This is a genomic window from Thermus sp. H19.2, from assembly GCF_054979525.1.
In genome coordinates this window covers 910,471-922,501 of the sequence record NZ_CM143429.1, presented here as the reverse complement: position 1 = coordinate 922,501, position 12,031 = coordinate 910,471, and the positions used below count along the sequence as shown (strand labels likewise).

The window sequence follows — 12,031 nt, the reverse complement described above, 5'->3', positions numbered from 1 at the left end:
TCTCAAGCACCCCACCACGGCTTTCGCTGCGGTGGGGTACCTAGGTGCCCGACTTGTGGACCCCTGTGCCCTCCGAAACGAGGACGGCCGCCAGGAAGACCCAAAGGACCCCAAGGAGCAAAGCCCCGAGGGCGGCCAGCGCCCCGTAGGCCAAGGGCCTTGGGGAGAGGGGCGTTTCGGAAAGGGTGGGGGGCAGAAGCACGCTCACGGCCAGGAAGCGCTCCGGGGCCCCATCCTCCCGCAAAAGCCGCTCTAGCCTGTCCGCCTCGGCCTGGATCTGGGCCATCTGGTACCAAAGCTCGGCCCGCTTGAGGGCGAGGTAGGTGGCGGCGGGGTCTTGGGCCCGGGCCACCGGGGGGGAAACCCCCTGGGCCTCGAGGTAGGGGGCAAGGGCCGGACTCCCGGCGGAGGACACCTTGGGGAGGGCGGCCTCGAGGCCCTTCCTCAGGGTCTCTAGGTTTTCCTTGGCCTTGGCGAGCTCAGCCTGGCCCAGGGCGCGGTACACCTCCCAGAGCCTCTCCCGCAGGAAGCGCTGGCTCTCCTTAAGGAGCCAGGCCGCCCGATCCTGCGCCTCCTCTGGCGTGGACCCAGCCACGCGAAAGGATAGGGTCTGTGTACTGCGGCCCTAAATTTGGACCACCTTACCCGTCAGTTTAAGTCAGGACTCCCACCCCCTTTCAACAGGCTCTCCGAAAAGGCCTCGGGCGTCATGTAATCCAAGGCCGAGTGAGGACGCTTACGGTTGTACACCTGGAAGACAAACCGCTCCACCGAGGTCCGTGCCTCTTGCAAGGTCCTATACTCCCGTAACGCCACCCACTCCTCTTTGATCGTCCGGATCAACCGCTCCGCGTGCCCGTTCTCCCAAGGCCTCCCCGTCCCCGCGTAACTGAGCCGCACCCCTAGCCCCAAAAGCCGCTCCACATACGCCCTGGAGGTGTACTGCACCCCCCGGTCCGAATGGTGCACCTCCGGACACCCCTCCCTCAAGGCCATCTCCAGCGCTCCCAGGGTCAGCCCCTGGGAAAGCCTGGGCCCCAGGGCCACCCCCAGCACCTTCCGGGTGTGGAGGTCCATCACCACCGCCAGGTAGGCCACCCCCTCCCCCAGGACCACGTAGCTCAGGTCCGCCACCCACACCTGGTGCGGGCGGGTCACCGCGAGTCCCGGCAGGAGGTTCTTCACCCCTTCCGGGAGAAGGCCCCCTGGGGAGGTGGTCCTGGGAGGGGGAGGCTTCCGAGCAAGAAGCAGACCCTCCTCCCGCATCAGGGAGCACACCCGCTTCTTTCCCACCTGGAAACCTTCCCCCCGCAGGAGGGCGGTGAGGCGCCGGTAGCCGTACCGGGGCCAGGCCTCCGCCAGGGCCCGCAGGCGTTCCCGGAGGGCCCTCTCCTCGGGAGGGGGGTCCTGGGGCCGGTAGTAGAGGGTGCTCCGGGGCACCCCGAGGACCCGGGAAAGCAGGCGGAGGGGGTAGGCTCCCTTGGTCACGGGCGTAGCCCGTACCTTGAGGGCCTTCACCAGCTCCCGCCTTTCCTTTGCCGGTAGAGCCCCGAGGCTTTTTTTAGGACCTCCACCTCCAGGGCCAGCTGGCCCGCCAGGCGCTCCAGCTCGCGGATACGGGCCTCCTGCTCCGCGCAGCCGGAGGTGAAGGCGGCGTGGGCGTTCTCCATGGTCAGCGAAGCTATCTTGTCTTCTCGTTGCCAGCGGTAAAGGAGGGACTCCGCCACCCCATAAGCCCGGCAGGCTTCGGCCACGGTCCTTTGACCCGACAAGACCTCCAACACAATTTTTACCTTTTCCTTCGCTGACCACCTGCGCATCTCGCTACCCCTTCAGACTACACCCCTTAGCCTCTCTCTTGGGGTGGTCCAAATTTGGGGCAGCACTTCACCCCGTAGACCAAAAGCCCCGCTCCAAGCGCTGCTAGAACGAGCCCGCGCAAGCTCCGCCGCAAATGGACGAAGAGGTCCAAAAGAGTGAGTTCTTGAGGCGCCATTCCCTATCCCTCCTACTTCGCCCGGAAGCCCGAGAGGACCACCCAGACCGTGCGAAGGAGGATCCGGAGGTCCAGAAAGAAAGAGAGGTGCTTGATGTAGTAGAGGTCGTAGGAAAGCTTCATCAGGGTCTCCTCCTTCCCCTCGGCGTAGCCCTGGTGCACCTGGGCCCACCCCGTGAGGCCGGGGCGCACCGTGTGTCTGAGGGCGTAAAGGGGGATCTCCCGGGCGTAGGCCTCGGCCAAGACCCGTTGCTCGGGCCGGGGGCCCACGAGGCTCATCTCCCCCTTGAGGACGTTAAAGAGCTGGGGAAGCTCGTCCAAGCGGTAGCGGCGAAGAAATCGGCCCAAGGGGGTGATCCGCCCCTCTTCCTCCCCGGCGTAAGCGCCCTCCCGAGGTTGCCCCCGCATGGTGCGGAACTTGTAGGCCTTGAAGGGCTTTCCCCCGAGCCCCACCCGCTCCTGGGCGAAAAGCACAGGCCTCCCCAGTTCCAGGTAGACGGCAAGGGCTATAAAGGACTCCATGAGCACGAATAGAGGAGAGAGGAGGAGGATGAAAAGGACCTCCAGGGGCCGCTTCAGGTGGCGGTACAGGCCAGGGTCCATCTCCGCCACGGCCAAAACGCCCTCGGACTCCTCCAGCAGTACCCGTCCCGTGAGGACCTCATACACCTTCCCCGCATGTAGGACGGGGAGTCCCTCGAGGGCCGCCCGCACGAGCAGAGGCAGGGCCTGTGGGGTCACCTGCCTTGGGTCCACCACCACCCCTTCCACCCTGTCCAGGCTCCCAAGGGGGAAGGCCCGGTGGGGGAAGAGCCCAACGAGCCTCTCCGAGACCCCTCCTCGGAGGAGGGCAAGCCTCAGGGGCGGGGTTCTCTTGAGGTAGAGGAGGAGAAAGAGAAAGGCGAAGAGGGTAGCGAGGAGGAGGTAGCTCCTGGAGTAGTAGAGCCTCCCCATGGCGAGAACCGCCAGGAGGAAGAGGGTGAAGAGTAGGAGGTTGAAGGCTGCGAGGCTCAGGGCTTCCTGCCCGTGGTAGCGGGCCATCCTCTCCGTCAGGAGAAAGGCGAAAAGGTGAGCCGCGGCGGTGAGGGCGAGGAGGAGCCACGTCTCCCCTCCCCTTGGCAGGAGGGGGAAGAGGAGAAGGAGGGCGAGGAGGGCGGGTAAGGGAGCGAGGAAAAGGGGCCAGGGGGAACGGGCCTTACCCAGGGAGGGGTGAGCGGGGAGAGTGACTTCTAAAACCTCCATGGAGTTATGCTACCGGAGAGCCCCCTCGTACCAACACATCCTCGTAGACCCTCCAGGTCTCCCGGAGCATCCTCTCCAGGGTGAAGGCCTCCTCGTACCGCCTCCGCCCCGCCTCCCCCAGGGAGGCCCTGAGCCTTGGGCTTTGGAGGAGTTGCGCGAGCCTCCCCCGAAACCCCGCCTCGTCCCCCCGGCCCACCAGAAACCCCGTCTTCCCCTCCACCACCGCCTCCCCCACCCCGCCCACGTCCGTGGCCACCACGGGAAGCCCGGCCCGCATGGCCTCCAGCACGGAAAGGGGAAGGCCTTCCCAGTTCGTGGCGAGGGCGAAGGCCTGGGCCCCCGCTAAAATCTCCGCCACGTCCCGCCTCGCCCCGAGGAAGCGCGCCCGCTCCGCAAGCCCGAGGGCCTCGGCCAGGGCCTTGGCCTGGGGAAGGAGGGGACCCTCCCCCACCAGGTCCAAGGTCCAGGGAAGCTCCTTCAGGCCCGCGAGGGCCCGGAGGAGGAGAGCGTGGTCCTTCTGGGGGGCGAAGCGGGCCACCATGACGAGCCTTGGGGGGTGGGCCTCGGGGTGGGCCCTCAGGGGGGTGTCCGGCACGCCGTTCCAGACGACCTTTAGCTTTTCCGGAGGGACCACCCGGTGGCGGAGGGCGAGGCCCCGGTCGTAGTGGGACACGACGATCACCCGGTCCCCAAGCCTTCCGGTCAGGCGCTCCATGGCGAGGGCGAGCCTCCTCCGACCTTCCGGAACCCCTTCGGTGAAGGCCCAGCCGTGGGCGGTGTAGACGCTCTTCACGCCCAAGGCCCTCGCCGCAAGCCGCCCGAGGAACCCGGCCTTGGAGGAGTGGGCGTGGACGAGGTGAGGCCGGAGGCGCTTGAGGAGGGCCCCGATCTCCCAAAGGGCGGGGAGGTCCCGGTGGGGGCGTATGGGCTGGACCAGCCCCTTGAGGAGGTGAACCTCCACCCCAAGCTTCCTCGCCTCCTCAATGAGAAACCCGTCCCGGTCCTCCCCCACCCCGAGGTGGACCTCGGCCTGGTCCCTAAAAGCCCGTAGGAGCTCCAGGACGTGCACCTGGGCCCCACCAGGCTCAGCGCGGGTGATGAGGTGGAGGAGGCGCATGGGTGCCGCCCTTTAGCCCTTCCCTTCCAAGAGGCGGAGGAGAAGACGGTGGGTTTCGGCGGCCCGGTGATCCCAAGAGTGCGCCTTCTCCACCAGCTCCCTACCCCGCATCCCCATCCGCCGCCGCTCCTCCGCTTGGTGGAAGAGCCACCCCACCGCCTCGGCCACCGCCCGGGCGTCCCCAGGAGGGACGATCCGACCAAAACCGCCCTCCCGGACCAGGGGGGCCATGCCCGGGAGGTCGCTCACCACCACCGGAACCCCGCAGGCCATGGCCTCGAAGAGCTTGAGGGGAAAGACACCGACGTCGGCAAGCTTTGTAGTAGTGCTTTCTTTAACGGAAAGAACCGCCAAACTGCGGGCGACGATCCCCGGCATCGCCCGGTAGGGTCGCTTGCCCAAGTAGACCACCCTCGGACGGCGCGCCCGCGCCGCCTCTTCCACCTTGGGCCTTTCCGCGCCGTCCCCAACGATCACCAACGCCACCTCTCTGGGCCAAGAGGGCATCTCGACGGCCGAGAGCACGGTGTCTATTCCCTGCCAGGGAGCCAAAGCGCCGAAAAACAGCACGTAGTCATCGGGAAGATCTATGCCCCCATCGAGGGGAGCATCCGGCCGAAAAAGGGTGGTGTTGGCCCCGTTGGGCACAACTTCCGCCCACCTTGCCCCTTCCCTTAGGGCCCAGTCGGCCAGGCCGGAGGTAACGGCGATGACGAGGTCCGCCCAGCGGATCTGCGTGCGCAAGAGGAACACGAAAAGCCTTTTGAGCTTGGCCGTCCAGGGCCAGGCCACGAAGAGGTCTTCGTAAGGGCCGTTGACCTCCTGAACGACGGGGATCCGGTTGAGCCTAGCCCAAAGCGCCGAGGGCCAGGCGGCGAAGTGGTGGCGTACGTAGAGCAGGTCGGGTCTTCCCGAACGCCAGAGCCTAAGCTGGGTTTTCGCAAACTCCAGGGCCCGGGCGAGGACCCCCGGTTCATCCTCCCTGTTGGCGTAACCGGGTTCGTAGAGCTCCACCCGCCAGCCCCGCGAGCGCAAGCCAGCGAGGATCTCGTGGACGTGGGCGTGAGAGGCCTGCCCCTCGCGGGTGGCCTGCAGGGCAAGGTAGGCCACTCTTCGGCCCAGAGAGTTGGCCTCCATCAAGGTACCTCCTGATGCAAAAGGTAAAACGCAACGGCGGTCCCAGCCCTTCCTTCCCCATAAGGGGTCCCTTCTCTTCCTACTGTACCCTGGATCGTCGTCAGTACGTACCTGACCGCCTCCTTGTCCTGGGGCGGCACCAGCGTGCACCAGCCCAGCTCCACCAGCTCCGGCCACTCCGTCTCTTCGCGAAGGACAGCGCACGGCACCCGGAAGAAAAACGCCTCCTTCTGCACCCCTCCCGAGTCTGTGGCGACAAGGCGGGCGTTCTTCTCCAGCATCAGCATGTCCAGGTAGCCCACCGGGTCTAGGGCCAGGACCTCCTTGAAAAAGCGCTCGAGCCCAAAGGTGTGGGCCCGCTTCTGCGTCCTGGGGTGGACGGGAAAGACCACGGGGATTTCCCCGTGCAGGAGGGCGAGGGCCTCGAGGATCGCCCCAAGCCTCTCTGGGTCGTCCGTGTTCTCCGCCCGGTGGACCGTGGCCAGGAGGTACTCCTTGGGCTTGAGGCCAAGCCTCTCCAGGATGCGGCTTTCCCGCTCCGCCTTGGCCCCGTAGTGGAGGGCGGCGTCGTACATGACATCCCCCACGAGCTTGATCCTGCTCTCCTCGATCCCTTCCCGCAAGAGGTTCCTCACGGCGGTTTCGGAGGGAGCGAAGAGGAGGTCCGAGGCATGGTCCGTGAGAACCCGGTTGATCTCCTCGGGCATCCTTCGGTTGAAGGAGCGGAGGCCCGCCTCCACGTGGGCCAGGGGGATGTGGAGCTTCGCCGCTGCGATGGCCCCCGCCAGGGTGCTGTCCGTGTCCCCATAGACCAGGACCCAGTCGGGGCGCTCCTCCAGGAGTACCCGCTCTATGGCCTCCATCATGCGCCCCGTGTTCTCTCCGTGGGTGCCCCCGCCGATGCCCAGGTGGTAGTCGGGGGGAGGGATGTCCAGCTCCCGGAAGAAGACCTCGGACAGCCCAGGGTCGTAGTGCTGCCCCGTGTGGACCAGTACCTCCGAAAGCCCGGCCTCCCTGAGGGCGCGGGAAACCACGGCCACCTTGACGAACTGGGGGCGGGCTCCGACAACACTCACCACTTTCATCGCTTTTCTCCGTGATGATAGCTCAGCTCTTTCACAATAACGAGAAGAACTAGAAAGTAGAGGACATAGAGAGCGACTTGCACCCAAGCTATAAGAAACAAGGCATGGACAGCGGAGTTGGCTTTCCACCACAAGGGCAAGCCAACGGCCAAAAGAGAGGCAAAATCGTAGACGAGTTTGGGCCAAGAGTAAGGGGAGAGAAACACCACCCGACTGACAGGGCTTACCGCCATCTGGGCGGCCATCCAGGGAGCCATGGCCCGGAGCATCAAACCCGCTTCCTCCCACCGGGGTCCGAAGACCTTCACCGCAATCCACGGTCCTATAGCCCACATGGCGAACCCAAGAGCAACCCCAAGAGCTAGCATCCGCCAAGAAGTGGTCAGAAAAAAGGCTAACAAGCCCCTTGGATGCGTACGCAAGAACTCCGCTGCCCTACTGTAAAACACGTCTGCCACGGATCCACCAATTAGGGCTATAGGGAGTCCGACCACTCTCTGGGCCAGGGCAAGCCCTCCACCTGCCGTCGCGCCGAAAACAGCGGTAAAAACGGGTACAGGCGCCATTAAGGCCATAGTATCCAGAACACTAGAGGGCAATTGAACAAATGGGTATCTCCTGTAGTCCCAAAGGGGGCTCCAGGCAATCCGCCACGAGACGATACTCTGTGCAAAGACTCTCCAAAGGCTTCCTAGACCTGCCCATCGGCCCACTACCTCGCCGAACACGAGACCCGCCGGGCCCAAAAAGGATAGCCCCATCTGAGCCGCTGTTCGCCAGAGGGCTTGAAAGACAGTAAACCGCCCTATGATATGGAAAAATCCCAAACGCATAACAAAATGGTGAAGGATCATAGCCCAACTGGTGGCTACTAAGGCAAGGCCTACCAGCAAAGAAGTCCAGGGATGAAAAAGGCCGTACCCGAAAATGTCCTTCTGCCTTAAGAACTCAAAAACTCCTACAGCAAGAACAGAAAGTCCCCCAGAAACCACCAGGCTGCCCACAGCCAGGGATCGGGCTTCCCCTTCTGACCGAGCCGCAACTACTGCCACCTCATAGCGCAGAGTGGTCACCACCGAGGCTACGCCAACGAAGCTCAGGAAAAGCGCCCAGAGACTCATATCCTCAGGGGTGTATAGGCGAGCAATAATGGGAGAGGCCAAGACTCCTATTGCTTGGGCCAAAGCTGTTCCCCCGGCTACTTTGGCCACGCTCTGAAAAAAGTCGCTTCGGAGCATCCGTTTCCAAATAGGGGCCACTAGTGCGTCCTCCAGAATGCCCTCCGAAAGGCGTTCGCAGTTGCCGCAATTCCCTTCTCGTTTAAGAAGGGCCCTATGGGCAGGGAAAGCACCTCCCGCGCCGCCCGCTCCGCCTCGGGCAAGGCCGCTCCCATGTGCGCATAAACCGATAGCCTGTGCAAGGGAACGGGGTAGTAGACCATGGTCCCCACCCCTTCCCTCGCCAACGCCTCGGCTACCCGGTCCCGCCCCTCCAGGACGCGCACGGTGTACTGGTGGAACACGTGGCCCTCCACCAGGGGAGGCAGGACCAGGCCCGGGGTCCCCTGAAGAAGTTGGTGGTAGCGGGCGGCCACCTCCCGGCGGCGGGCGTTGAAGGTGTCCACATATTTGAGCTTCACCCGAAGGAAAGCCGCTTGCAGGGCATCCAGCCTGGAGTTGTAACCAATCGTTTCGTTGTGGTACTTCTTCCGCGAGCCGTGGGCCCGGAGCATACGGGCAAGGTCGGCCACCTCATCGCTGTTCGTGGCGATGAGCCCACCGTCCCCGTAGCCGCCCAGGTTCTTGGTGGGGAAGAAGGAGAAGGCTCCGGCGTCCCCCAGGGTGCCCACCTTCCTGCCCTCGTAGGTGGCCCCGAAGGCCTGGGCGCAGTCCTCCAGCACCTTGAGGCCGTGGGAGCGGGCGATCTCGAGGATCGGGTCCATCTCGGCGGGGAAACCGTAAAGGTGCACGGGGAGGATGGCCTTGGTCCGGGGGGTGAGGGCGGGCTCTATTAGCTCGGGATTGATGTTAAAGGTCCTCGGGTCTATGTCCACGAAGACCGGGGTGGCCCCCACCAGGCTGATGGCCTCGGCGGTGGCGAAGAAGGTGAAGGGGGTGGTGATCACCTCGTCCCCCGGGCCCACGCCCAGGGCGCGGAGGGCGATGACCAGGGCATCTGTTCCGGAGTTCACCCCGATAGCGTGCTTCACCCCCAGGTAGGCCGCCGCCTCCCGCTCAAAGGCCTCCACCTCGGGGCCCAGGATGTACTGCCCCGAGCGCATCACCCGGCGGAAGGCCTCTTCCAGCTCAGGCCAGAGGAACTCCACCTCGGGCAGGGGATCATAGACGGGTAGGGGCATGGTCCTCCAAGACCTCCTCGATCAGGGGCAGGAGCCGGGCATACTGGGTGTCGGCGCATAGCTCCTTAGCCGCTATGTGGCTCCTCCTCTTCATCTCGTTCACCCTCTCGGGGGTGAGCTCCCTCAGAGCCCGGGCGAAGGCCTCTGGCTCGAAGCCATCCGCCACCACCCCGACACCCCACTCCGCCACCACCTTGGACATCTCCGGGGAAGGCCCAATGGCCACCGCTAGCCTGGCCTGGATGAACTCGAAGAGCTTGTTGGGAAGGGCTAGGGCGCTGTTTAAGCTTGTAGGAGGCAGCAGGTAAACCCCCACATCGTAGCCGTTCAGGGTCCCCACTACGTCGGACGGAGGCGCGGGCGGGTGAAAAGTGATCCTCGGATCGCCTGCGGCCAAGCGCTTGAGAAGCTCCAGGTATTCAGGATGGGCGTCCACCAGGTAAAAGTCCAGGGTGAAGCGGTGGTCCAGAAAGCGGAGCGCCTGGATCATCCCCTCCAGCTTACGGGAGGGGATAGCCCCCCCGTGGTGGACGAGGCGGATCCTGCCGTCTGGGGAAGCGGGGCGCGCGGGCAAGTCCTGATAGGGAGGGGTGTTCAGGAGAACGTGGATCGGGAAAGCGAGGCCAAAGGCCTCCCTGTAGGCCCGAGCGATCCCCGGCGACACCGTGGTCATCAAGCGGATTCCGGGGAGAAATTTGCGGCACAGGTAGGTTTTGTACCCCTGGTAGAATACCCTCCACAGGAACCAATCTTCAAACTCGCGGGGAGCGTACTCGTGGGCATCCAGGAGGATGGGTGCCCCCCACTTCTGGGCAAGGCGGTACGCCACGGGGAGGGTGTCCACATCGTTGGCCCACACCGCATCGTAGCGCTCCTCCCCGCAAACCCGCAAAGCTTGCCGAAAGGTAGGCCAGAGGCTATCGGCCCAACCGTAGGCCCGGGTGAGGAGGAGCCCAAGCCTAACCGCACGCCAGAAGGTACGTCCCCTCACCTGGCGGGGATGGGGCAGGGTGAGGGTGCGGACCCCCGGAAGGCCGCTCGCGTTGTAGCCGCAAGCCACCACCTCGTACTCCTCCGACAGGTAGCGAAGATGGCGTTGAACCCGGGCATCCCGGGAAAGGTCGGAAAGGGAGAGCACCAAAAGGCGCTTTTTGGCATATCCTTTCTTCTCAGTCATAGAGCACCCCGAAGGCCTCGGTCCAGGCCACCAGGTTGACCCACCGCCACACCCGGAAGTCAAAGCGCTTTCGCCCCTCGGCCACCTCCCGCCACTCCTTAAGCACCTCCTCCGGGCGGAGGGCGGGGATGGACCTCAGGGCCTCTCCCCGGAGCAGGCCCTCCACCCAGGGGCCGAGGGCCCTAAGCCAGCGGAGTTCGGGCGTGGCAAAGCCGATCTTGTCCTTCCTCGCGAGCACCCCCTCGGGAACCAGGCCCCGCATGGCTTCCCGGAACACGGCCTTGCTGGTGCCGTCGGGGGCCAGGATGTACGCCTCGGGCAAGCCGAGGACGAAGCGGGCGAGGGCGGGGGTGAGAAAGGGCACCCGGCTCTCTATGGAGTGGGCCATGGAGTTTCGGTCCTCGTACCGGAGGAGCATGGGGAGGCTCGTCCCGGTGAGGGCCTCCAGGAGTTCCTGGCGGAGGTGGTCCCCACGGGAGCCCAGGAGGCGGGAGGGCGGCCTCGGCGCCACGCCCCTCTCGGCGAACCAGGGAGCGTTGAGCCAGGGGGGAAGAAGGGCCTCCCCGCCCAGGCGGCGGGCGAGGGGCTGGAGGACAGGGGGAAGAAGCCTCCCCAGGACGCGCTTCCAGGTTCCTTCCCTGCCGGGTAGCCGGGAGAGCCAAAGAAGGAAGGAGAGGGCCTCGAAGGGCCTCCCCGAGGCCAGGAGGGAGGCCACCCGGGCGGCCCCGTAGCTCACGTAGCCCGCCAACAGCTCGTCGGCCCCCTGGCCGTCCAGCATGACCTTGATGCCCTCCTCCCTCGCCCTCCGGAAAACGCGGTGCTGGGCATAGATGCTGGTGCTGCCGAAGGGCTCCCCCTGAATGCGGACCAGGGAGTCCAGATCCCGCGCGAGCTCCTCGGGCGAAACGCGCACCTTGTGGACCCGCGCGCCGCAGGCCTCCGCCACCTGGTCCACGTACCGCTCCTCAGAAACCGCCTCGTCCTCGGCCACGAAGCTGAAGGCGTGGAGTTCCAGGTGGGGCTCCAGGTGGCGGGCGGCGCACACGATGGCCGAGGAGTCTATTCCCCCGGAAAGGGCAAACCCCAGGGGCACGTCGCTCCTCAGGTGCAGGCGCACGCTCTCCAAGAAGAGTTCCCTGAGCCTCTGGGCCGCCTCCTTAAAGCTCAGGTTCTCCCCTCCCTCCGGGACGAGGTGCCAGTAGCGGACGAGCTCCGCCTCCCCCGGCGCTCCCAGGGGCACCCGTAGGTAGTGGCCGGGGGGCACCTGGCGCACCTCGGCGAAAAGGGTCTCCCCGCCGTGGTCGGTGAGGCCGAAGCGGAGGTAGGCGTAGAGCCTCTCGGGGTCCACGCGCCTCCTCACCCCTGGGAGGGAGAGGAGAGGGGGGATCTCCGAGGCGAAGGCGAGGCCTCCGGGAAGGAAGGCGTAGTAAAGGGGCTTGATGCCGAAGAAGTCCCGCGCCAAGTAGAGGACCCCCTCCTCCGCGTCCAAGAGGGCGAAGGCGAACATGCCCACGAGGCGCGTTAGGCTCCCCTCGCCCCACTCCCGCCAGGCGGCGAGGAGGACCTCGGTGTCCGAGGCGCTTCGGAAGGCGTGGCCCCTCGCCTCGAGGGCCTCGCGAAGCTCCAGGAAGTTGTAGACCTCCCCGTTGTAGACCACGTAGAGGCGCCCGTCCGGGGAGGACATGGGTTGCCACCCCGCCTCCGAGAGGTCCAGTATGGACAGGCGCCGATGGGCGAGCCCCAGGCGGAAGCCCTCCACGGGGACCGGATCCCTCGAGGCCAAAAGCCCCTCCACGCCCCAGAGGAGATACCCCCGGTCGTCGGGTCCCCTGTGGACGAGGGCGCGAGAGAGGGACTCCAGGACCTCCACCCCCCTGGGGTCAGGGGTGCGGAGAACAAGGCCTGCGATGCCGCACAC

General features: G+C 65.6%; 10 protein-coding genes. All 10 read right to left on the bottom strand.

The genetic code is table 11. The features are described from left to right. Nucleotides 1-40: 40 nt before the first annotated feature. Complete coding sequence (locus tag ACY5J6_RS04980; protein WP_462846269.1) at nucleotides 41-595, bottom strand: hypothetical protein; 555 nt, start codon at nucleotides 593-595, stop codon at nucleotides 41-43. Nucleotides 596-648: 53 nt separating this feature from the next. After that, a protein-coding gene (locus tag ACY5J6_RS04975) for an IS3 family transposase (protein WP_462844539.1) occupies nucleotides 649-1,820 on the bottom strand; the annotation gives its coding sequence in 2 pieces (ribosomal slippage) (nucleotides 649-1,565 and nucleotides 1,565-1,820; 1,173 coding nt in all). 188 nt (nucleotides 1,821-2,008) lie between these two features. Continuing rightward, nucleotides 2,009-3,238 carry a sugar transferase gene (locus tag ACY5J6_RS04970; RefSeq protein WP_462846267.1) on the bottom strand — a complete coding sequence of 410 codons (1,230 nt, stop codon included), beginning with the start codon at nucleotides 3,236-3,238 and terminating at the stop codon, nucleotides 2,009-2,011. Between the two features lie 4 nt (nucleotides 3,239-3,242). Continuing rightward, nucleotides 3,243-4,355, bottom strand: a complete 1,113-nt coding sequence (locus tag ACY5J6_RS04965; RefSeq protein ID WP_462846266.1) for a glycosyltransferase family 4 protein — start codon at nucleotides 4,353-4,355, stop codon at nucleotides 3,243-3,245. A gap of 12 nt (nucleotides 4,356-4,367) precedes the next feature. Then, nucleotides 4,368-5,492 (bottom strand): glycosyltransferase family 4 protein, encoded by a 1,125-nt coding sequence (locus tag ACY5J6_RS04960; RefSeq protein WP_462846265.1) that lies wholly within the window; start codon nucleotides 5,490-5,492, stop codon nucleotides 4,368-4,370. After that, entirely contained in the window at nucleotides 5,492-6,577 is a 1,086-nt protein-coding gene (gene wecB, locus ACY5J6_RS04955) for a non-hydrolyzing UDP-N-acetylglucosamine 2-epimerase (protein ID WP_462846264.1), read from the bottom strand. Before wecB ends, ACY5J6_RS04960 begins: the two co-directional genes overlap by 1 nt. Beyond that, nucleotides 6,574-7,698, bottom strand: coding sequence for a lipopolysaccharide biosynthesis protein (locus ACY5J6_RS04950; RefSeq protein ID WP_462846263.1), 1,125 nt, complete (start codon nucleotides 7,696-7,698; stop codon nucleotides 6,574-6,576). The genes wecB and ACY5J6_RS04950 overlap by 4 nt, the downstream gene beginning before the upstream one ends. Before the next feature lie 137 nt (nucleotides 7,699-7,835). Then, nucleotides 7,836-8,936 carry a DegT/DnrJ/EryC1/StrS family aminotransferase gene (locus tag ACY5J6_RS04945; protein WP_462846262.1) on the bottom strand — a complete coding sequence of 367 codons (1,101 nt, stop codon included), beginning with the start codon at nucleotides 8,934-8,936 and terminating at the stop codon, nucleotides 7,836-7,838. Further along, the gene (locus ACY5J6_RS04940; RefSeq protein ID WP_462846261.1) at nucleotides 8,917-10,113 is read right to left on the bottom strand and encodes a glycosyltransferase; all 1,197 of its coding nucleotides are present in this window, start codon (nucleotides 10,111-10,113) and stop codon (nucleotides 8,917-8,919) included. Before ACY5J6_RS04940 ends, ACY5J6_RS04945 begins: the two co-directional genes overlap by 20 nt. Then, nucleotides 10,106-12,031 (bottom strand): asparagine synthase (glutamine-hydrolyzing), encoded by a 1,926-nt coding sequence (gene asnB / locus ACY5J6_RS04935; RefSeq protein WP_462846260.1) that lies wholly within the window; start codon nucleotides 12,029-12,031, stop codon nucleotides 10,106-10,108. Before asnB ends, ACY5J6_RS04940 begins: the two co-directional genes overlap by 8 nt.

Coding starts and splice junctions, on each gene's coding strand:
- ACY5J6_RS04940 (WP_462846261.1), bottom strand. CDS start 10,113: ATGACTGAGAAGAAAGGATATGCCAAAAAGCGCCTTTTGGTGCTCTCC.
- ACY5J6_RS04965 (WP_462846266.1), bottom strand. CDS start 4,355: ATGCGCCTCCTCCACCTCATCACCCGCGCTGAGCCTGGTGGGGCCCAG.
- ACY5J6_RS04970 (WP_462846267.1), bottom strand. CDS start 3,238: ATGGAGGTTTTAGAAGTCACTCTCCCCGCTCACCCCTCCCTGGGTAAG.
- ACY5J6_RS04945 (WP_462846262.1), bottom strand. CDS start 8,936: ATGCCCCTACCCGTCTATGATCCCCTGCCCGAGGTGGAGTTCCTCTGG.
- ACY5J6_RS04960 (WP_462846265.1), bottom strand. CDS start 5,492: ATGGAGGCCAACTCTCTGGGCCGAAGAGTGGCCTACCTTGCCCTGCAG.
- ACY5J6_RS04950 (WP_462846263.1), bottom strand. CDS start 7,698: ATGAGTCTCTGGGCGCTTTTCCTGAGCTTCGTTGGCGTAGCCTCGGTG.
- wecB (WP_462846264.1), bottom strand. CDS start 6,577: ATGAAAGTGGTGAGTGTTGTCGGAGCCCGCCCCCAGTTCGTCAAGGTG.